20 protein-coding genes are annotated in these 20,438 nt (G+C 72.5%); 13 read left to right on the forward strand and 7 right to left on the reverse strand.

Annotated elements, in window-relative coordinates:
* The first annotated feature begins 67 nt into the window (after positions 1-67).
* Positions 68-1,483: a sigma 54-interacting transcriptional regulator gene (locus tag ACFE7W_RS13620; protein ID WP_375425344.1), complete on the forward strand. Its 1,416-nt coding sequence runs from the start codon at positions 68-70 to the stop codon at positions 1,481-1,483.
* A 719-nt stretch (positions 1,484-2,202) separates the two neighbouring features.
* Here the strand turns inward: ACFE7W_RS13620 and ACFE7W_RS13625 are convergent.
* Entirely contained in the window at positions 2,203-2,478 is a 276-nt protein-coding gene (locus tag ACFE7W_RS13625) for a hypothetical protein (RefSeq protein WP_375425345.1), read from the reverse strand.
* A gap of 164 nt (positions 2,479-2,642) precedes the next feature.
* Here ACFE7W_RS13625 and ACFE7W_RS13630 point away from each other — a divergent pair, with 164 nt between their 5' ends.
* Genes ACFE7W_RS13630 through ACFE7W_RS13640 form a run of 3 tightly spaced genes read left to right on the forward strand, consistent with a single transcriptional unit; the run spans position 2,643 to position 5,586 of the window.
* A complete protein-coding gene (locus ACFE7W_RS13630; protein ID WP_375425346.1) occupies positions 2,643-4,643 on the forward strand; it encodes a VWA domain-containing protein in 2,001 nt (666 codons plus the stop codon).
* Positions 4,640-5,152, forward strand: a complete 513-nt coding sequence (locus ACFE7W_RS13635) for a GNAT family N-acetyltransferase (protein ID WP_375425347.1) — start codon at positions 4,640-4,642, stop codon at positions 5,150-5,152. Before ACFE7W_RS13630 ends, ACFE7W_RS13635 begins: the two co-directional genes overlap by 4 nt.
* Positions 5,153-5,196: 44 nt before the next feature.
* Positions 5,197-5,586, forward strand: a complete 390-nt coding sequence (locus ACFE7W_RS13640) for a cupin domain-containing protein (protein ID WP_375425348.1) — start codon at positions 5,197-5,199, stop codon at positions 5,584-5,586.
* Positions 5,587-6,243: 657 nt separating this feature from the next.
* Here ACFE7W_RS13640 and ACFE7W_RS13645 read toward each other — a convergent pair.
* Positions 6,244-7,389, reverse strand: coding sequence for a benzoate/H(+) symporter BenE family transporter (locus ACFE7W_RS13645; RefSeq protein ID WP_375425349.1), 1,146 nt, complete (start codon positions 7,387-7,389; stop codon positions 6,244-6,246).
* A 50-nt stretch (positions 7,390-7,439) separates the two neighbouring features.
* Positions 7,440-8,318, reverse strand: a complete 879-nt coding sequence (gene rfbA, locus ACFE7W_RS13650; protein WP_375425350.1) for a glucose-1-phosphate thymidylyltransferase RfbA — start codon at positions 8,316-8,318, stop codon at positions 7,440-7,442.
* A gap of 157 nt (positions 8,319-8,475) precedes the next feature.
* Here rfbA and rfbB point away from each other — a divergent pair, with 157 nt between their 5' ends.
* Positions 8,476-9,474, forward strand: a complete 999-nt coding sequence (gene rfbB / locus ACFE7W_RS13655; protein ID WP_375425351.1) for a dTDP-glucose 4,6-dehydratase — start codon at positions 8,476-8,478, stop codon at positions 9,472-9,474.
* Complete coding sequence (locus ACFE7W_RS13660) at positions 9,471-10,862, forward strand: sugar nucleotide-binding protein (RefSeq protein WP_375425352.1); 1,392 nt, start codon at positions 9,471-9,473, stop codon at positions 10,860-10,862. Before rfbB ends, ACFE7W_RS13660 begins: the two co-directional genes overlap by 4 nt.
* 21 nt (positions 10,863-10,883) lie before the next feature.
* Here ACFE7W_RS13660 and ACFE7W_RS13665 read toward each other — a convergent pair whose 3' ends face one another.
* Positions 10,884-12,068 carry an MFS transporter gene (locus tag ACFE7W_RS13665; protein ID WP_375425353.1) on the reverse strand — a complete coding sequence of 395 codons (1,185 nt, stop codon included), beginning with the start codon at positions 12,066-12,068 and terminating at the stop codon, positions 10,884-10,886.
* A gap of 28 nt (positions 12,069-12,096) precedes the next feature.
* Between ACFE7W_RS13665 and ACFE7W_RS13670 the strand changes: the two genes are divergently transcribed.
* The 3 genes from ACFE7W_RS13670 to ACFE7W_RS13680 all read left to right on the forward strand — a co-directional run bounded on the left by ACFE7W_RS13670 (position 12,097) and on the right by ACFE7W_RS13680 (position 15,797).
* Positions 12,097-13,314 carry a ferrochelatase gene (locus ACFE7W_RS13670; protein WP_375425354.1) on the forward strand — a complete coding sequence of 406 codons (1,218 nt, stop codon included), beginning with the start codon at positions 12,097-12,099 and terminating at the stop codon, positions 13,312-13,314.
* Positions 13,311-15,371 (forward strand): S9 family peptidase, encoded by a 2,061-nt coding sequence (locus ACFE7W_RS13675; RefSeq protein WP_375425355.1) that lies wholly within the window; start codon positions 13,311-13,313, stop codon positions 15,369-15,371. Before ACFE7W_RS13670 ends, ACFE7W_RS13675 begins: the two co-directional genes overlap by 4 nt.
* A 123-nt stretch (positions 15,372-15,494) precedes the next feature.
* Positions 15,495-15,797, forward strand: a complete 303-nt coding sequence (locus tag ACFE7W_RS13680) for a DUF4193 domain-containing protein (protein WP_375425356.1) — start codon at positions 15,495-15,497, stop codon at positions 15,795-15,797.
* A 294-nt stretch (positions 15,798-16,091) separates the two neighbouring features.
* Here ACFE7W_RS13680 and ACFE7W_RS13685 read toward each other — a convergent pair whose 3' ends face one another.
* The gene (locus ACFE7W_RS13685) at positions 16,092-16,385 is read right to left on the reverse strand and encodes a DUF4235 domain-containing protein (protein WP_375425357.1); all 294 of its coding nucleotides are present in this window, start codon (positions 16,383-16,385) and stop codon (positions 16,092-16,094) included.
* A gap of 98 nt (positions 16,386-16,483) precedes the next feature.
* Here ACFE7W_RS13685 and ACFE7W_RS13690 point away from each other — a divergent pair, with 98 nt between their 5' ends.
* From ACFE7W_RS13690 to ACFE7W_RS13705, 4 genes are all read left to right on the forward strand, one after another.
* Entirely contained in the window at positions 16,484-16,975 is a 492-nt protein-coding gene (locus ACFE7W_RS13690) for a DUF3093 domain-containing protein (RefSeq protein ID WP_375425358.1), read from the forward strand.
* Complete coding sequence (gene dut / locus ACFE7W_RS13695; protein ID WP_375425359.1) at positions 16,972-17,424, forward strand: dUTP diphosphatase; 453 nt, start codon at positions 16,972-16,974, stop codon at positions 17,422-17,424. Before ACFE7W_RS13690 ends, dut begins: the two co-directional genes overlap by 4 nt.
* Complete coding sequence (locus ACFE7W_RS13700; protein WP_375425360.1) at positions 17,421-18,191, forward strand: DUF3710 domain-containing protein; 771 nt, start codon at positions 17,421-17,423, stop codon at positions 18,189-18,191. The genes dut and ACFE7W_RS13700 overlap by 4 nt, the downstream gene beginning before the upstream one ends.
* Positions 18,192-18,297: 106 nt before the next feature.
* Positions 18,298-18,693, forward strand: a complete 396-nt coding sequence (locus ACFE7W_RS13705) for an OB-fold nucleic acid binding domain-containing protein (RefSeq protein ID WP_375425361.1) — start codon at positions 18,298-18,300, stop codon at positions 18,691-18,693.
* A gap of 216 nt (positions 18,694-18,909) precedes the next feature.
* On the opposite strand, the gene ACFE7W_RS13710 is transcribed toward ACFE7W_RS13705, so the two are convergent.
* Both ACFE7W_RS13710 and ACFE7W_RS13715 read right to left on the reverse strand, forming a co-directional pair.
* Positions 18,910-19,620 (reverse strand): potassium channel family protein, encoded by a 711-nt coding sequence (locus ACFE7W_RS13710; RefSeq protein ID WP_375425362.1) that lies wholly within the window; start codon positions 19,618-19,620, stop codon positions 18,910-18,912.
* A 45-nt stretch (positions 19,621-19,665) separates the two neighbouring features.
* Positions 19,666-20,316: a potassium channel family protein gene (locus ACFE7W_RS13715; RefSeq protein WP_375425555.1), complete on the reverse strand. Its 651-nt coding sequence runs from the start codon at positions 20,314-20,316 to the stop codon at positions 19,666-19,668.
* Between the last annotated feature and the right edge of the window lie 122 nt (positions 20,317-20,438).

Consider the following 20,438-nt stretch of genomic DNA (forward strand, 5'->3'; position numbering starts at 1 on the left):
ACCTATCGTCCGCCGTCGCCTCCTCGGGGGAGGCGAGCCCTTGAGGCCCGGTCGTAGGGTTTCGCCCATGACCGAGGCGAACCCCTCCACCCCGACCGCCCCCGCCGCCACGACCCTGGGTCAGCTGCGGGCGTCGGGCCACACCACCCGCGGGATCAAGGACGAGCTCCGTACCAATCTCCTCGCCCGGCTACGGGCCGGCGAGACCGCTTTTCCCGGCATCGTCGGCTTCGACGACAGCGTCCTGCCCGAGCTCGAGGGCGCCATCCTGGCCGGGCACGACCTCGTGCTCCTCGGCGAGCGCGGCCAGGGCAAGACGCGGCTGATGCGCACGCTCGTGCAGCTGCTCGACGAGTGGAGCCCCGACGTCGAGGGGTGTGAGATCCACGACGACCCGTACGCGCCCGTCTGCGTCCGCTGCCAGGCGCTGGCCGCCGAGCTGGGCGACGACCTGCCCCTCAGCTGGCGGCACCGCGACGACCGCTACACCGAGAAGCTGGCCACGCCGGATACCTCGGTGGGCGACCTGATCGGCGACGTCGACCCGGTCAAGGTCGCCCAGGGCCGGACCCTCGGCGACCCCGAGACCGTGCACTACGGCCTGGTCCCGCGGGCCAACCGGGGCGTGTTCGGCCTCAACGAGCTGCCGGACCTCGCCGAGCGGATCCAGGTCGCGCTGTTCAACGTGCTCGAGGAGCGCGACATCCAGGTCCGCGGCTACTCCCTGCGGCTGCCGCTGGACCTGTTCCTGGTGGCGACGGCCAACCCCGAGGACTACACCAACCGCGGCCGGATCATCACCCCGCTGAAGGACCGCTTCGGCGCCGAGATCCGCACCCACTACCTCACCGAGCTGGGGGACGAGGTGGCCCTGCTGCGCCAGGAGGCCGAGGTGGTGGCCGAGGTCGGCGACCCGCTGCTGGAGGTGCTGGCCCGCTTCACCGCCAACCTGCGCGGCTCCACCTCGGTCGACCAGCGCTCGGGGGTGTCGGCCCGGTTCACGATCGCGGCCGCGGAGGCGGTGTCGGCCTCGGCCCTGCGCCGGGCGGCCCGGACCGGCGACGACGAGGCGGTCGCGCGGATCTGCGACATCGGCGTGGTGCTGCCGACCTTGCTGGGCAAGGTCGAGTTCGAGATGGGCGAGGAGGGCCGCGAGCGCGCCGTCCTCGACCACCTGCTGCGGCTCGCTGTCGCCGCCACCTTCCGCGACCGCCTCGGCGGGCTCGACCTGGCCGGCTTCACCGGCGTCTTCGCCGAGGGCGCGGTTGTCGAGACCGGCGAGCTGGTGCCCGCACGCGAGCTGCTGACCCAGCTGGGCAGCGTCTCGGGGCTGTCCAAGGTGCTGGACCGGCTGGGCTACGGCGACGCCGCCAGCCGCGGTCAGGTTGCCTCCGCCGTCGAGTTCGTGCTCGAGGGCCTGCACCTCACTCGCCGGATCGAGAAGGAGACCGTCGACGGCCGGACGGTCTACGGCGCGGCCTGAGCCGGTCATCAGTAGCCAGTCACGCTCCTGAGAGCTCGATGAGCGAGACTGGCTACTAGGTCCCAGGAGAGGTCTGTGGACAACTCGCACGGGGCACTCGCGCCCAGCATGCTGCCCCGGTGGGACGATTTGAACGCGAGCAACGGACCGCTGTCCGGCCACGACCGGTGGCTGAGCTCGAGGCAGACGGGCTGACCTGGCACGTTCTCAACGGTCCCGGCTGGCGTCGGACCAGCCGCGGGTGCTACGTCCCGTCCGGTGTGCCTCACACGCCGGCTCAGCGAATCGTCGAGGCCGCAGCGGTCCTACCTCCAAGGGCGGCGATCGGCGGCTGGGCAGCAGGACACGCCTGCGGGGCCGACCTCCTCGACGGGCTTGACGACCTCGCCCTGGAGGCGCTGCCGGTGATGATCTGCTTGCCTCCGGGCCTGCACCGGCCGACTGCGCCGGGTCGGCGGTACGTCCAGCGGGGGCTGGGTGCCGGGGAGGTCATCCTGCGTGCTGGGATCCCGGTCACCACACCGCAACGCACGACGCTCGACCTGATCCGTGACGCTCACGACCTGACGGAGGCGGTGGTGTCTCTGGATGCGATGCTCGCCGCTGGGTTGGTCGAGCGCCGTCAGTTGGCGCCAGCACCGGGTCAGCGTGGCGGCCTTCTCGTCCGGAGAGCCGTCGAGCTCGCCCGTCCCGGCGTCCGCAGCACCTGGGAGACGCGGTTACGTCTGCTCTACACAGCGGAGCTCGGGTTCCCCTGCCCTCTGGTCAACCGTCCCGTCACCGACCTCGGTGGGCGCCCGCTCGGCATCCCTGATCTGCTCGACGTCGAGGCGGGACTTGTCCTTGAGTACGACGGATCGACCTGGACGGGGTCGGGGATCCAGGGCGGACACCGCGACCGGGACCAGCACCGCGCCGACAACGTCCGTGAGGAGCTGTTCGAGCGTGCTGGTCTGATAGTGGTCCGCGCGGACAGCGGTGACGTCCGCCGTCATCGCCGACGCCTCTTGTCACGGATGTCCGCCGCTCGCGCCGACGGCCTCCAGCGCGACCGGCGGCGGGACCGGTGGGCACTCGGCCCCGCCGTCAGTAGCCAGTCACGGTTTCCGAGCGCGGAGAACCCTGACTAGCTACTTCCAACCCGACCTAGGCTGACGTCGTGAGCGCTGAGCGTTACGAGAGCCCCGATCCGCACCGCAACGTCCGCTACGGCCCGTGGCGGGGCGGGCCGGACCCGCTCGCGGCGCCGTACGACGTCCGGGCGGCGATCGACCAGATCGGCAGCGACGTGATGTCGGCGGGGAACGTCAGGGACTCGCTGCGGGACCTGATGCGCCGCGGGCTGGACGGCCGTGGCGGCCTGGACAAGCTGGCCCAGAAGCTGCGCAAGCTTCGGGCGGCGGCGCGACGACGCGGTGACCTCGGCGGCACGCTCGACCAGGTCCGGGCCGCACTCGACCAGGCGCTGGCCGCCGAGCGTGAGGCGTTGGCCGGCGCCGAGGGCGACGAGGCGCGGATGGCGGAGATGGAGCTGGACACGCTGCCCGACGACGTGGCCGGCGCGGTCCGGGCACTCGACTCCTACGAGTGGACCTCGCCCGAGGCCAAGGCCACCTACGACGCCATCCAGGACATGTTGCGGCGCGAGGTGCTGGACGCCCAGTTCGCCGGCATGAAGCAGGCGCTCGAGTCGCCCGACCCGGAGGCGATGGCGCGGGTCAAGGACATGCTGGCCGACCTGAACGCCCTGCTCGCCGCCCACGCCCGGCAGGAGGACACCACCGACCAGTTCGCGGATTTCATGGCGCGTCACGGGGAGTTCTTCCCCGAACAGCCGGAGACGGTCGAGGAGCTCATCGACGACCTCGCCCGACGGCAGGCGGCGGCCCAGCGGATGATGGCGTCCCTCAGCCCGGAGCAGCGCGAGCAGCTCGGCCAGCTGATGAGCCAGGCGCTCGGCGACGCCGACCTGGCCTCGGAGATGGCCCAGCTGTCGGACAACCTGCGCTCGCTGCGGCCCGGTCTGGACCGCGACTCCGACGCCGGGATGCGGCCCGGGGGTGCGTCGCTCGGCTACAGCGAGGCCGTCGAGGCGGTCGCCGAGCTCGCCGACCTGGAGGCGCTGGAGAACCAGCTGGCCCAGGGCTACTCGGGCGCCACCCTCGACGACGTCGACGTGGACACCCTCGAGAAGCGGCTGGGGAACGAGGCGCTGCGGGACTTCCAGGGGCTGCGCGACCTCGAGCGCGAGCTGGAGGAGCAGGGCTTCCTGACCCGGACCGACGACGGGCTGCGGCTCACGCCCCGGGCGGTTCGTCGGCTGGGTCAGACGGCGCTGAAGCGGGTGTTCGCGCAGATCGCCGCCGCCGGTCACGGCGACCACGAGGACCACCGCACCGGCGCGGCCGACGAGCCGACCGGGCTGACCCGACCCTGGGAGTTCGGCGACGAGCTGCCCATCGACGCCTCCCGTACGGTCGCGAACGCGCTGCGGAGATCCGGTCTCGGCCCTTCGGCAGGCGCGGGGAACACGGGCGTGACCCTCGACGTCGAGGACTTCGAGGTGACCGAGACCGAACGCCGGACCAGCGCCGCGGTGGCGCTGTGCGTCGACCTGTCGTACTCGATGTTCGCCGACGGCCGCTGGGGTCCGATGAAGCAGACGGCGCTGGCGCTGCAACACCTGATCGAGACCCGGTTCCGGCAGGACGCGCTGCAGGTGATCGGCTTCAACCGCACGGCCCAGCGGCTGTCTCCGGTCGAGCTGGCCGAGATCGAGCCGACGATGCTGCAGGGCACCAACCTGCAGCACGCCCTGCTGATCGCGTCCCGCCACCTCCGGCGGCATCCTGACGCCGAGCCGGTGGTGCTGGTGGTGACCGACGGCGAGCCGACCGCTCACCTGACCGGCGACGGCGGCGCGTACTTCCGCTGGCCGACCACGACGGAGACGCTGCGGGCCACCATCGCCCAGGTCGACGAGCTCGGTCGCTACGGCGCGACGCTCAACACGTTCATGCTCGGCGACGACGAGGGGCTGGCCCGGTTCGTGGACGCCATCGCCCGCCGGGCGGGTGGCCGCGTCTTCACTCCCGACATCGGCCGGCTCGGCGAGTACGTGGTGGCCGACTACCTCAGGGCGCGGCGGGGCCGCCGGTGACGGCGGCCGGGCTCGTCGGGCCGCTGGTCACGGCCGAGTGGCCGGCCCTGTGGCCGATGCTGCAGGCGATGGGCACCGGGTCCGAGGAGCCGGCGGCGCGAGCAAGGTTCGAGCGACTTCGGCGGGATCCGTGCTGGTCCCTGGTGGGATGCCACGCGGGTGACCGACTCGTCGGGTACGCGGCGGCGCAGGACCGCGGCACCCACGTGCGGACCGGGGACGAGCACCGTACGGCGCGGCTGCATGACCTCTACGTCGACCCGGCCGTCCGCCGGCAGGGCCTGGGCCGCTCGTTGATGGCTGCCGTCGTCGACTGGGCGGGCGGACGCGTCCGCTACCTGGAGTGGCAGGCCCACGAGACCCGGTCGGCTCCCTTCTACCTACGGCTCGGGTACCGGGGCGACCCCTGCCCGCAACCCGAGTACCCGACGTTCGAGATCGATTTCGGCTCGCGGCCGCCGCTGGAGGTCCCCCAGGTCGGCGGGTGGCCGAGGAAGCCCAGGAGTTGAGGGCCGGCGGTGTCGGGTGAGGGCCATCGGGTAGAAGTGGAGGTATGAAGCACCTCACCATCGCCACCGAGGCCGAGACCAATCCCGACTTCCGCCGCGTCCTGTGGACCGGCGAGCACACCCAGCTGGTCATCATGACCATCCCGCCGGACGGCGAGATCGGCGCGGAGGTCCACCCCGACACCGACCAGATCCTCACCTTCGTCAGCGGGATCGGTGAGGCGACCGTCGACGGCAGCAAGCGCAAGGTCGCCCAGGGTGACCTGGTCTGCGTGCCGGCCGGCGCCAAGCACAACTTCGTCAACACGGGCCCCAACCCGCTGGTGCTCTACACCGTCTACGGCCCGCCCGAGCACGCCGACGGGGCGGTGCACCACACCAAGGAGGAGGCCGACGAGGCCGAGGAGTCGGGCCACGACGAGCCGCCGGCCTGACCCGGAGCGCGCCTGACCCGGACGGGCCTGACTAGGCCGGGGCCGCGAAGAGCAGCCAGTCCAGCTCGCGCTCGAGCAGCTGAGCCCGACCGGCGGCGGCGTAGGAGGCGGCGTCGTGACCCAGCGCCTCGGCCAGGACCGGTGACCGGCCGACCGGTGCGGGTCAACGCGAGCGGGTGCCGGACGCCGTCCTCCTCGTGCTCGAGGAACACCTGCGACGTCTCGGACACCCGGAGCGCGGTGTAGCGCTCGTCGGTGATGCTCAGCCGGTCCAGTCCGGCGGTGATCGGGTGGTCGCGCCGTGCCTGGACCTCGGCCGCCGCGTAGTCGGGATGGTAGGTGGTGCCGAAGGTCCAGCCGCCGCCGGCGATCTCAAGCCAGAGCGGCCACTCCGGAAACGCAGTCCGCGTCGAGTGCACCGGCAGGGTCGGCAGCCCGGCCTCGAGTGTCGTACTCCGGGCAGCCGCCGCGGCGTCGGCGTCCTCGCTGAGCTCGACGCTGCAGTCGCGGGCCTGGAGCGCCGCCGTCAGCGCGGCGGAGGTCTCCGGGAACGGGTGCCACGGGTCGGCGAACCGCCCGGCCCCGGAGATCAGCAGGACGTCGGACTGGGCGTGGCCCCAGTCTGCCTGACCCGTCCATGCCCCAGGACCCGAGGTTCTAGGCCGGCCGTCGGGCCCGGACGGCGCGGAGCAGGGTCCGCACGACCAGGCCGGAGGCCAGGCCCCAGAACGCCGCCCCGACCCCGAACAGGCTGAGGCCCGACGCGGTGGCCACGAAGGTGATGACCGCGGCCTCGCGGTCCTCGGGCACGGCCAGGCACTGATGCAGCGCGTTGCCGAGCGGGGCCAGCAGCGCCAGCGCGGCCACGGTGATGACCAGCCCGGTGGGGGAGTGGGTCAGCACGAACGCGGCGGCGGCCGAGGCCAGACCGAGGACCACGTAGCCGCCGGCAGCGGAGACGGCGGCGATCCACCGCCGGCGCGGGTCGGGGTGGGCTTCGGGGGAGGCGGCCAGCGCGGAGGAGATGGCCGCCAGATTGACCGCGTGGCCGCCGAACGGGGCGGCGAGGGCCGAGACGCCGGCCGTCACCACCATCGTCGGCCGCCACGGCACGCGGTAGCCGTAGGTGCTCATCACCGCGACGCCCGGCGCGTACTGGGAGGCGATGTTGACCAGGAACAGCGGCACGGCCAGGCCGACGACCAGCCGCCAGTCGAACGTCGGCGTCGTCCAGCTCAGGTGGGGCACCAGGGCGCCCGTCGTCGGGGCCTCGTCGAGGGTCAGAGCCACCACGACCAGGGCCGCGACCAGGGCCAGGGGCACGGCCCAGCGCCGCATGAACGCGTAGCCGACCAGCCAGGTGAGCAGGATGGGCAGGGCGTATCCCGGAGTCCGCCCCACCGTGGCGAACGCGGTGACGCAGATGGGCAGCAGGACCCCGGCCAGCATCGCGTTCGCGATGGCGATGGGGATGGCCGCCAGCTGCCGCGAGAGCCACGGCCAGAACCCGGTGAGCGCGGTCAGCGCGGCCACCACCAGGAACGCCCCGACGGCGGCCGACCAGCGGGGAGTCCCACCGTGGCCGCTGGCCAGCAGGGCGGCGCCCGGCGTGGACCAGGCCAGCGTGAGCGGCATCCGGTACCGCAGCGCCAGCACCACGATCCCGAGCGCCATCGCCAGGCTGAGCACCAGCAGCCCGGACGCGGCCTGGCTCGTGCTCGCGCCCTGGGCGGCCAGGCCCGAGAGCACCACCGCGAACGAGGAGGAGAAGCCGACGAGCGCCGTGACGATCCCGGCCAGCACCGCCCCGAGGGTGTGGCCGCCCTGAGCCGGGCTCTCCGCCGCTGTGGCCGTCAGAGCGTCTGCCGGTGGCGCTGGACCAGGTCGACCAGGTAGGTGCCGTAACCGGACTTCAGCAGCTTCGTCGCCCGCTCCTCGAGCTCGTCGTCGGTGAGGAAGCCCTGCCGCCAGGCCGCCTCCTCCGGCGCGCCGACCTTGAGCCCCTGCCGGGCCTCGATCGTGCGGACGAAGTTGTTGGCGTCGTTCATCGACTCGAACGTCCCCGTGTCCAGCCAGGCCGTCCCGCGGGGCAGCACGCCGACCTGCAGCTTGCCGGCCTCCAGGTAGTGCCGGTTCACGTCGGTGATCTCGTACTCCCCGCGCGGCGAGGGGGCCAGACCCCGGGCCACGGGCACCACATCGTTGTCGTAGAAGTAGAGGCCGGGCACGGCGTAGTTCGACCGCGGCTGCGCCGGCTTCTCCTCCAACGAGATCGCCCGGCCGTCGGCGTCGAACTCGACCACGCCGTACGCGCTCGGTTCGGCCACCCAGTAGGCGAAGACCGCGCCACCATCGACGGTGGCGAAGCGCTGCAGCTGCGTACCCAGCCCGGGGCCGTAGAAGATGTTGTCGCCCAGCACCAGGGCGACGTGGTCGTTGCCGATGAAGTCGGCCCCGATCACGAACGCCTGGGCCAGACCGTCCGGCGAGGGCTGCGTGGCGTAGCTGATCGAGATGCCGAACTGCGACCCGTCGCCCAGCAGCCGCTCGAAGCCGGGCGCGTCGTGCGGGGTGGTGATCACCAGCACGTCGCGGACGCCGGCGAAGATCAGCGTGGACAGCGGGTAGTAGATCATCGGCTTGTCGTAGACCGGGACGAGCTGCTTGCTGATGCCCAGCGTGACCGGGTGCAGCCGGGTGCCGGAACCGCCGGCCAGGATGATGCCTCGCATGGGGCCCGAGTCTGTCATCCGGCTGCGCGAGACGCACGAACGCGCCGGCAACGTGCCGCCCGTCTCCTAGGATGTCGGCCATGGCGACCCCCTCCGGCCCCCCTGCGTCCCGACGTCACCACAGAGCCGCGCTGCTGCCGGCGGATCGGCTGAGCCGATGACCGCCTACCTGGTGACCGGCGGAGCGGGCTTCATCGGCTCGAACTTCGTCCGTCACGTGCTCGACCACACCGACGACACGGTGACGGTGCTGGACCTGCTCACCTACGCCGGCAACCCCCGCTCGGTCGAGGGTCTGCCGCCGGACCGCTTCACCTTCGTCCAGGGCGACATCTGCGACGCCCGGCTGGTCGAGCAGCTGGTGGCCAACTGCGACGTGGTGGTGCACTTCGCGGCCGAGTCGCACAACGACAACTCGTTGCTGGACCCGTCGCCCTTCCTCACCACCAACCTGATCGGCACCTACACCCTGCTCGAAGCGGTCCGGCACTCCGAGACCCGCTACCACCACATCTCCACCGACGAGGTCTACGGCGACCTGGAGCTGGACGACCCGGAGCGCTTCACCGAGTCGACGCCGTACAACCCGTCGAGCCCCTACTCCTCGACCAAGGCGGGCTCGGACCTGCTGGTCCGCGCCTGGGTCCGCTCGTTCGGCGTCCAGGCCACCATCAGCAACTGCTCCAACAACTACGGGCCGTTCCAGCACGTCGAGAAGTTCATCCCGCGCCAGATCACCAACGTCCTCGACGGGGGCCGGCCCAAGCTGTACGGCGCCGGCACCAATGTCCGGGACTGGATCCACGCCGACGACCACAGCTCGGCCGTCCTGAGGATCCTCGACGACGGCCGGATCGGGGAGACCTATCTGATCGGGGCGGACGGGGAGCTCAACAACCGCGACGTCGTCGAGACGATCCTGGAGCTGCTGGGCCAGCCACGCGACGCCTACGACCACGTGAACGACCGACCGGGACACGACCTCCGCTACGCCATCGACTCGACCAAGCTGCGCACCGAGCTGGGCTGGGCGCCGGCCTACCCCGACTTCAGGGCCGGCCTGGCCGCCACCATCGAGTGGTACCGGACTCACCAGGAGTGGTGGCGTCCGCAGAAGGCCGAGACCGAGGCCAAGTACGCGACCCAGGGCCAGTGACGCCGGTGGCTGCCTTGAGCGTCACCCCCACCGCGATCGACGGCCTGCTGGTGGTCGCGCTGGACGTCCGCGCCGACAACCGCGGCTGGTTCAAGGAGAACTGGCAGCGCCGCAAGATGACCGACCTCGGCGTCCCCGACTTCGGGCCGGTGCAGAACAACGTCTCGTTCAACACCGCGGCCGGCGCCACCCGGGGCATCCACGCCGAGCCGTGGGACAAGTTCGTCTCGCTGGCCCGGGGGCGGATCTTCGGCGCCTGGGTCGACCTGCGTCCGGGCCCTGGCTTCGGCACCTGCGTGACCCTCGAGCTGGGACCCGAGACGGCGGTCTTCGTGCCGCGCGGGGTCGGCAACGCGTTCCAGACCCTCGAGGACGAGACGGCCTACTCCTACCTGGTCAACGACCACTGGAGCCTGGCGGCCAAGGACTCCTACACCTTCGTCAACCTGGCTGACGAGACGCTGGCCATCGGCTGGCCGATCCCACTGGAGCAGGCCGAGCTCTCCGACGCCGACCGGGCGCACCCGCGGCTGGCCGACGTGGTGCCCATGCGTCCGCGCCGCACGCTCGTGGTCGGGGCCGGCGGCCAGCTGGGACGGGCGCTGCTGGAGGCCTGGCCCGAGGCGACGGGGGTCACCCGGGCGGCGCTGGACCTCGCGGACCCGGCCTCGGTCGCGGCGTTCGACTTCTCCCCGTACGGGGTGGTCGTGAACGCCGCCGCCTACACCGCGGTCGACGCGGCGGAGACCGACGAGGGGCGCGCGGCCGCCTGGGCCGCCAACGTGAGCGGGGTGGCTGCGCTGGTCACCGCGGCCCGCGAGCACCGCTGCACCCTGGTGCACGTGTCCTCGGACTACGTCTTCGACGGCACAGCCACCGAGCACGCCGAGGACGAGCCGTTCTCACCGCTCGGGGTCTACGGCCAGACGAAGGCGGCGGGCGACGCGCTGGTCGCCACCCTGCCGGCTCACTACGTCCTGCGGACCAGCTGGGTGATCGGTGCGGGCAAGAACTTCGTCTCCACCATGGCCTCGCTTGCCGACCGCGGCATCGCGCCCGGCGTCGTCGACGACCAGTACGGCCGGCTCACCTTCACCGCCGAGATCGCCCGCGCCGTCGACCACCTGCTGAGCATCGGGGCCCCGTACGGGACTTACAACATCAGCGGCGGCGGCGAGGTGATGAGCTGGGCCGACGTCGCGACCGCGGTGTTCACCGCCCACGGCCGGCCCGTCTCAGACGTGACCCGGGTGACCACGGCGGAGTACCGTGCCGGCAAGACCCTCGCGCCGCGCCCCCGGCACAGCGCCCTGAACCTGGCCAAGATCGAGGCCACCGGCTTCGTCCCGGCTCCGGTCGCCGACTCGCTGGCCGCCTACCTCGACTGAAGCGTCCGCGCTCGGCCTCTCCTACCCTCTGCTGCGGACCCCGAGGGCGGCGAGGATCAGCAGCACCCCGGCACCCACGACGCCGGTGAAGCCCAGCTGCGGGCCTCCGCGGTCCACCAGCTGGCCCAGGACGGAGGCCCCGAGAGCGAGCCCGGCGGCCAGCCCGGTGGAGTTCCAGCCCAGCGCCTCGGTCAGCCGAGCCTGGGGTACGAGCGCGCGGGTCACGCCCACCGAGGCGATCATGGTCGGGGCGATGGCCATCCCGCTGACCGTCAGCAGCACGGCGACCAGCGCCGGTGCCCCGACCAGGGGCAACGGCACCAGGGACAGGGCGAGCGCGGCTGCGCCGACGCGGAACCGGAACGCGGGGGGCCGGCGCCAGGTGATCGTGCCCACCACCACCCCGGCGACCAGCGAGCCCACGGCCCAGGCCATCAGGAACGCGCCGGCGTAGGGAAGGAGCCCGGACTCGGTGGCGTAGGCGACCACCACGACCTCCATCCCGCCGAAGATCGCGCCCAGCGCCACCGAGGCGAACACCATCGGCAGCAGCGCCGTCGGGCTCAGCCGGGCCGGTGCCGCCGCGGCTGCGCGACGGGGGTGCCGGGGCGGCTCGGTGCTCCGACGGCTGGCCAGGACGAACGAGCCCACCAACCCCAGCGCCGCGCTCGTGCCCAGCGCGGCGACCGGGTGCACGGCCGTGGCCAGGAAGGTCACCAGGACGGGCCCGACGATGAAGATCACCTCGTCCAGCACCGCCTCGACCGCGAAGGCGGTCTCCAGCAGCGGCGAGCCCTGCAGCCGGTGGTTCCACCGGGCCCGGACGGCGGCCCCGGAGGAGTTGAAGCCCAGGCCGACGACCGCCGCGGCCAGCAGCGTCAGGGCCAGCGGCCAGCCGGCCAGCACGCTCGCCGCCAGCAGCGCCAGGCCGGTGGTGAAGGTGAGGCTGGTGGTGACCAGCACGCGGGCCTGGCCTACCCGGTCGATGGTCCGTCCCCAGAGCGGCGCGCTCACCGCTCCGGCGGCGGTGCTGATGCCGGCGACCAGACCCGCCCGGCCGAACGAGCCGGTGCTCAGCGAGACCAGCAGCACGATGCCGATGGTGGTCATCGAGATGGGCATCCGGGCCACGAAACCGGCCAGGCTGAACGCTCGCGCCGGCGCGTCCGTCAGCACCGTGCGGTAGGCGGTCAGGCCGGCGGGCACGTTTTTCCTCCTCTGACAAGATTCTCGGGTGACCGAGACCGAGCCTGGCGCCCCGACCGTACAGGGCGCGGGCGACTTCGACCCTGCCGCCGTCCTCGACCCCTACGACGCGGTCCTGCTCGTCTCCTTCGGTGGTCCCGAGCAGCCTGAGGACGTGGTGCCGTTCCTCGAGAACGTCACCCGCGGCCGCGGGATCCCGCGGGAACGGCTGGTCGAGGTCGGTCAGCACTACTTCCTCTTCGGCGGCCGGAGCCCGATCAACGAGCAGTGCCGCGCCCTGCTCGGCGCGCTGCGCACCGAGCTCGACGGCCGTGGCATCGCCACTCCGCTCTACTGGGGCAACCGCAACTGGGACCCGTACCTGAGCGATGAGGTGGCCGCCCTCGCCGCCGCCGGGCACCGCCGGGTGCTGGCCGTGCTGACCAGCGCGTACCCGTCCTACAGCTCGTGCCGTCAGTACCGCGAGAACCTCTACGACGCCGTCCAGGGCGGCGCCGCGGAGCTCGGCGTGACCGTGGACAAGATCCGGCACTACTCCGACCACCCGGGCTTCGTCGCCGCGTCCGTGGACGCCACGCTGGCCGCGCTGGACTCCCTCGGCGAGCCGGGGGAGGGCGCCCGGCTGGTCTTCGTCACCCACTCGATCCCCAGCACCATGGCGGCCAGCTCCGGACCGCCGCCGCGCAGCGAGGCCGGGGCCTACGTCGACTGGCACCTCGCCGTGGCCGCCGAGGTCACCCGGCAGGTGAGCGAGCGCCTCGGTCGCCCCTACGCCGGCGACCTCGCCTTCTGCTCCCGCTCCGGGCCGCCGAGCCAGCCCTGGGCCGAGCCGGACGTCAACGACCACCTCGCCGAGCTGAAGGCCGCCGGCGTGCCCGCCGTGGTCGTTGTCCCGATCGGCTTCATCTCCGACCACATGGAGGTCATCTACGACCTCGACACCGAGGCGGCCGAGACCGCGGCCGAGCTGGGTCTGCCGTTCGCCCGCGCGGCGACGGCGGGCACCCACCCGGCCTTCGTCGCCGGTCTCGTCGACCTGCTGACCGAGCGCGCCGCCGCGACCCGGGAGGAGCAGCCGGACCGGCCGGTGGTCCGGGGCGGCGTCGTCGGCTGGTACGACTGCCAGCCCGACTGCTGCCTCAACGCGCGGCAGCCCGACCGGCGCGCGCTGTGCCAGGTGCCGACGGACGCGTCGGCGCTGGCGCCAGCGGTGCCCGGGGCCGCGGTCGTCGGAGCGGCCGGATGAGCGCGGAGACGAACCCCTGGCACAACCTGCAGGATTTTGTGGCCCTGCCCCGGCTGACCGACCTGGTCACCGGTCCGGGCGGTGAGGTGGTGGTCGCCACCGCCACCCTGGACGCCGACGCCACCGGCTACCGGTCCGCCTGGTGGCAGCTCGACGTCACCGGGGCGACGCCACCCCGGGTGCTGACCCGCTCGGTCGAGGGCGAGGGTGCCGCCGCGTACCTGCCGGACGGCCGGTTCCTGTTCACCTCCAAGCGGGCGGTGCCGGCCGGGCCTGCGGTGAGCGGATCCGCGACCGAGGAGCGGCGGGCCCTGTGGTGCCTGCCCGCGGGCGGCGGCGAGGCCTACGAGCTCACCAGCCGGGACGGCGGCTGGAGCTCGGTGACCACAGCCCGGGACAGCGCCCGCGTGGTGCTCGGCGCCGACCTGATGCCGGCCGCGACCACGGTGGCCGATGACGAAGCCGTCCGCGCGGCCCGCCGCGACCGCAAGATCACCGCCCTGCTGCACGAAGCCGGTCCGGTGCGCCACTGGGACCACGACCTCGGGCCGGGGGAGCCGCGGCTGCTGACCGCGGACCTGGGTGACGTCGCCGCCCCGGGCCGGAGCGGGCCGGGGCTGGAGCCCGACCGGCTGCAGGTGCTCGCGATCCCGGGCCGGGCGCTGGACTCCACGCCGCACCTCGACGCGTCGGGTCGGTGGGCGGTGGTGACCTGGTCGCTCCCGGTGTCGCGCGGCGGGCTCCGCACCTCGGTCGCGCTGCTCGACCTCGAGCAGCCGGGAGCCGAGCCGCGCATCCTGGCCGCCGCCGACGAGGAGCACGACTTCCACAGCGCCCGCCTCTCCGCCGACGGCCGGCAGGTGGTCTGCGTCCGCCGGTGGCGCGGGACGGCCGAGGAGCCGGCCGACCAGCGGCTCTACCTGGTCGACGTCGCAACCGGTGAGGGCGCGGTGCTGGCCGCCGACTGGGACCGGTGGCCGAGCCCGGAGACGTTCTCGGCCGACGGCTCGGTGGTCTACGTCACCGTCGACGAGAACGGCCAGGCGCCGGTCTACGCGGTCGAGGTGGCCGATGGCCGCCGTCGCCGCCGGCTGACCGATCTCGGCGCCCACACCTCGGTCCGGCTGTCCCACGACGGCAAGGCCCTCTACGCGCTGCGCAGCGACTACACCGACCCCGGCTCGGTGGTCGCGATCGACCTCGGGGCCGGAGCGGTCACGGTGCTGCCCCGACCGGTCGAGTACCCGATCCTGCCGGGTCGGATGGAGAACATCGAGGTGTTCGCGGCGGACGGTACCCGGGTCCGCGGCTACCTGCTGACCCCGACCACCGCCGCCCGCAGCTCCCCGGCCCCGCTCGTGCTGTGGGCTCACGGCGGACCGTTCTCCTCCTGGAACTGCTGGTCGTGGCGGTGGTGCCCCTGGCTGCTGGTGGCGCAGGGCTACGCGGTCCTGCTGCCCGACCCGGCTCTGTCCACCGGCTACGGCCAGGCGATGATCGCCCGCGGCTGGACCGACTGGGGCGGTACCCCCTACACCGACCTGATGACGATCACCGACCTCGTGGTGCAGCGTCCCGACATCGACGCCGGGCGGACGGCTGCCATGGGCGGCTCCTTCGGTGGTTACCTGATGAACTGGTTCGCCGGCCACACCGACCGCTTCGGCTGCCTGGTCAGCCACGCGAGCCTGTGGGACCTGGAGAGCTTCCTGCGCACGACCGACAGCCCGTGGGCCTGGGAGACCGAGCTCACGCCCGGGATGCGGGCGAGCAGCTCACCGTCGGCCCACGCCGACCAGATCCGCACCCCGATGCTGGTGGTGCACGGCGACCGCGACTACCGGGTGCCGATCTCGGAGGGGCTGGGCCTGTGGCGGGCCCTGGTGACGGGGTTCGACGGGCCGCCCGAGGAGCTGCCGCACCGGTTCCTGTACTTCCCCGAGGAGAACCACTGGGTGCTCTCGCCGCAGCACGCGGTGGTCTGGTACGAGGCCGTGCTGAGCTTCCTGGACACCCACCTCAGGGGCGGGAATTTCACGCGTCCGGCTGCGTTGTAGGGGGCGCGAGAGCCGCAGGCCCGCGCCGAGTGGGTTCGGTGTGATAGGCATGCGCTCGCGAATCGCGTACAACCGTGTGGCGAGCAACGAAAGCTGGGCGGTCCACGCCCCGGAAGGAATGAGATGGCGACTGACTACGACGCCCCTCGCAAGACCGACGAAGAGCTGAACGAAGACAGCATCGAAGAGCTGAAGACCCGACGCAACGACAAGAACTCCGGCAAGGTCGACGAGGACGAGGCGGAGGCCGCCGAGGCCTTCGAGCTCCCCGGCGCCGACCTGTCGCACGAGGAGCTCACCGTCCGGGTGCTGCCCCGGCAGTCCGACGAGTTCACCTGTGCCGGCTGCTTCCTGGTCCGGCACCGCAGCCAGATCGCCGAGGAGCGGGCGAACGGCGACGAGTTCTGCTTCGACTGCGCCGGCTAGCAGTGACCACCGACTAGGTCACGATTGCGTAGAGTTCCTGGCCTCCGGGCCCGGACGCATGATCAACTTGGCTTGCACGTCTGAGTCCCCGCGGCTCAGGGTGCAGGCCAGTTCTCATTTCCGGGCCGATGATCATCCGTCGACCGGAGGCAGCCTGCCCCGCCGCGACACCTTGGGATGTGCCGGACTGATTGGGGGCAGTCGGTCCGGACAGAGAACCGCCTCGCGTCCTCAGGGACGCGAGGCGGTGATCCGAGCCCGGTCCCGCAAAGACGGTGGTCCTCCGGTTCGGTCTCAGAACTTGATCTTGACCTTGCCACCGTCCGGGGTGTGCTGACCGATCCGGGCCGCCCACCGCCTGGCCGCCGTCCGCTTCACCAGCAGCTGGGTGACGCCGACGCCGACCCCACTCGCCAGCGCCCAGCTGACCGCCTCGACGTTACTGATCTCCGGGTCTGTCGGCGCGGGCGGCTTGTCGCCGGTCACCGCCTTCCAGCCGGTCGCGACCAGCCGTTGCGCGACGATCGTGGTCACGGCGCCGATGACGCCGACGTAGAGCTTCCAGAGCAGCTTCTCTGACGCACCCATGGGTGTCGCCTTCCGGTCGTTGATCCGGCGTCGGTGCGCCGCTCAGGGCGATCCTAGTGTCCTGCGCCGGCGGCCTCGGGCCGCGTAGGTTTACCCGCATGCACTTCCGCGAACGCCTGACCGTGCCGGTGGCCTGGTGGGTGCTGGCTGCCCTGTTCGCGGTGTCGTTGCTGGCCGCCATCGGCTTCTACCTCGGGCCGGCTTGGGGGATCGGCGTCGGCGTCCTCAGCATGGGGGTCGCCGCGCTGGTGTTCACCACGACGGCGGTGGTGGTGGCCGTCGACGACACCGAGCTCCGGGTCGGCCGGGCGGTGATCGAACGCTCCTACCTCGCCTCCGTCGAGGTGCTGGACCGGGCCGCGACGGACCGGCGGGCCGGGGTCGAGGCTGACGCCCGCGCGCACCTGGTGCTCAAGCCGTACGTCGCGACGTCGGTGGCGATCGTGCTGGACGACCCGGACGACCCGGTGCCGTACTGGCTGGTCTCCACCCGGCACCCCGCCCGGCTCGCCGCCGCGCTCGTCACCTCGGCCGGGACAGGGTCTGGGACGGAGTCCCCGGCGGGGGCCGGAGCGGGCTCGCCGGCGTGAGCGACGTCGAGGTCTTGTTCCGACGGCTGCACGCGGACGCGGAGCTGCCGGTCTACGCCCACCCCGGGGACGCGGGGGCCGACCTGCGCTGCGTCGAGGCCTTCAGCCTCGCCCCCGGCGAGCGACGCCTGGTGGGCACGGGTGTGGCGCTGGCACTGCCGGAGGGCTACGCCGGTTTCGTGCACCCCCGGTCGGGACTGGCCGCGCGCTTCGGGGTCACCGTGCTGAACGCCCCGGGGACCGTCGACGCCGGCTACCGCGGAGAGATCCTGGTCTGCCTGCTGAACACCGACCGCGACCGCGCAGTGGCCTTCGCGGCCGGTGACCGCATCGCGCAGCTCGTCGTCTCGGCCGTCCGCCGGGCCGAGTTCGTGGTGGTCGAGGAGCTGCCGGGGTCGGTCCGGGGAATTGGCGGTCACGGGTCGACCGGGGGAATACTGGCGCGGTGATCTTCCGCCGCAACAAGAAGCGCGTCGACGAGGCCGAGGACAGCGACCTGGTCGCCGACGCCGAAGCCGCCGACGAGGCGTCCGACCCCGAAGGCTCCGACGAGGTGGACCCTGCGTCGGAGGAGAGCGGTGAGGACCAGCTCGACGTCGACGGCCTGGACGCAGGCGAGTGGCGGGGCGAGGGTCCCCACGACGTCAGCGAGGTCGACGACCTGACCGGGACGTCGGAGGCCCCACGGATCGACCTGGGCGCGATGATCATCACCGGTTTCCCGGGCGCGGAGCTCCGGCTGCAGATGTCGGAGGAGACCCAGCAGATCGTCTCGGCGATGCTGCTGCACGGCGAGTCCGCGCTCGAGGTCGGTGCCTACGCCGCCCCCCGCAGCGGCGGGCTCTGGAGCGAGCTCCGGGACGAGATCATGGGCAGCGCGGTCGAGATGGGGGGGACGGCCTCGCTCGCCGAGGGCCCGTTCGGGGTCGAGCTGCGCCGCTACATCCCGGTGACCACTCCCGAGGGCGAGCAGGGCTACCAGCCGTCGCGGATGTGGGTGGCCGAGGGCCCGCGCTGGTTGCTGCGCGGGATCGTCTACGGCCAGGCTGCGCTCGAGGAGGGACTGGAGTCCCCCGTCGCGGAGCTGTTGAACGCCTTCCGAGCGATCGTCGTCCGCCGTGGCGACGAGGCGATGGCCCCCGGCGACCTGCTGCCGCTGACCATGCCGCAGAACCTGGTCGGCGAGGACAAGGTCGACGACGAGGCCACCGCCTGAGCCTCGCGTCCTCTGGTTCCGCGGCGGGCTGACAGACGTTGCCCGCGGTGGGATGCTGGAGGTTCCACGTGTCACCGATCCACCACCCAGACCTTCGAGGAGCACCGTGTCCACCGCCGCCAAGCCGATCAAGGAGAGCAGGCTCCAGCGTGCCCTCCGCCGGCTCGGGTCCTCCAACGCCGAGCTCGAGTCCGAGGAGCTGCAGCAGCAGGTGCGCCAGGAGGGCGCGGTCCCGATCCTGACGTGTGAGGACCGCCAGCAGGTCGCACTGACCGGCACGGTCGCCACGGTGACCATCACCCCGCGCGCCGGGCACCCGGCCCTGGAGGTCGAGCTCCGCGACGGCTCCGGCGCCGTCACCCTGCTCTGGCTCGGCCGCCGTCAGATCCCCGGCATCGACCCCGGTCGCACCATCAAGATCTGGGGCCGGATCAGCTGCCACGAGGGCAAGCGCCTGGTCTACAACCCCCGTTACGAGCTGCTCGACGGCCCTGCAGCCTGACCCGGCCCCCCAGGCCGACCCCGCACCCGCGCCGCCCTGCCCCCGAACCTCCTGCGGCCGGTCACCCTTCCTGACGGTCACTTCACAGCCCTACGGCCCGCAACACACCCTTGGGAGCGGCGCGCCGAGGATCCACGGGCTGTGAAGTGACCGTCAGGCTGGTGGTGCCGCCCCGCTGGCCGAGGTCGGTCGCCCGGAGGGCGGCCGCGGCCGGGGCTAGATGGTCTGGACCCGCGGCGGGGTGAGCTTGGCCACGGCGACGGTGCCCTGGCGGGGGGAGAGCATGTCGGCCAGCTGCTGCTCGTAGTCCTGTGCGGTCACGAAGAGCAGCTCGTCGCCGCCCTCGAGGGCGCCGTCGGAGTCGGGGGCCTGGGCGTGGCCGTCGCGGATGATGGCCACCAGGACGACGTCGCCGGGCCAGTCGAGCTCGGCGATCCGGATGCCGACGGTGGGGGAGTCGTTGGGCAGGGTCATCTCGACCAGGTTGGCCGCACCCTCGTGGAAGGTGAGCAACCGGACCAGGTCGCCGACGGTGACGGCCTCCTCGACCAGGGCCGACATCAGCCGGGGGGTCGAGACGGCGACGTCCACGCCCCAGACCTCGTTGAAGAGCCACTCGTTCTTCGGGTGGTTCACCCGGCCGACCGTGCGGGGCACGCCGAACTCGGTCTTGCAGAGCAGCGACATCACGAGGTTGGCCTTGTCGTCCCCGGTGGCGGCGATGGCCACGTCACAGGTGTCGATGCCGGCCTCCTCCAGCGAGGAGAGCTCGCACGCGTCCGCCAGCAGCCACTCGGCCTCGGGCAGCGTGTCGGACTTGATGGCGCGCGGGTTCTTGTCGATCAGCAGCACCTCGTGGCCGTTCTCGACGAGCTCGCCGGCGATCGATCGGCCGACGTTGCCGGCTCCGGCGATGGCCACCCGCATGTGTGCTCCTAGCTGGGATCAGGGACGAGACGTTGGGAGGGGCGGTCAGTCGGTCTTGGCCGGGGGGCTGCCCAGGACGGCCTCGACCTCGGCCAGCCGGGCGTCGGCCACCGCGGCGTAGGCCAGGTCACCGTCCTGGAAGACGGTCTTCGGCTTGGGCACCATGCCCGAGCCCAGCCGGAACAGGAACGGGATCCGGGCCTCCGTCGCCTCCTCCATCTGGGCGAGGGTGCGGCCGACCCACCCGCGGTCGACGTGCACCTCCATCAGCCGGACCGAGCCCGAAGGGTCGCGCCAGTGCGGTTCGGAGCCGGCGGGCAACAGCCGACGCAGCACCTGGTCGGCGGTCCAGCGGACCGTGGCGACCGTGGGGATGCCCAGCCGCTCGTAGACCTCGGCGCGTCCCGGGTCATAGATCCGGGCCACGACGTTGGTGACGTTGAAGTTCTCGCGCACCACCCGCGCGGACAAGATGTTGGAGTTGTCCCCGCTGGAGACCGCGGCGAAGCCGTCCGCACCCTCGATGCCCGCCTCGACCAGCACCTCGCGGTCGAAGCCGACCCCCTTGACGCACCGGCCGACGAAGTCCGGACCCAGCCGGCGGAACGCGTCGGCGTCGATGTCCACGACCGCGACGGTGTGACCCCGCTTCTCCAGGCTCCTGGCCAGGCTGGAGCCGACGCGGCCGCAGCCCATGATCACGATGTGCACCCGAGGGAGTCTAGTGACCCGGGCGGGCGCGGTGTGCGCGGTCAGGCCGCGGTCACTCCGCGGTCACGCCGCACCCGCCTCGACGCTGCGGGACGGTGCCACGGGTT

This window comes from uncultured Friedmanniella sp. (assembly GCF_964244285.1).
Classification (GTDB): Bacteria; Actinomycetota; Actinomycetes; order Propionibacteriales; family Propionibacteriaceae; genus Microlunatus.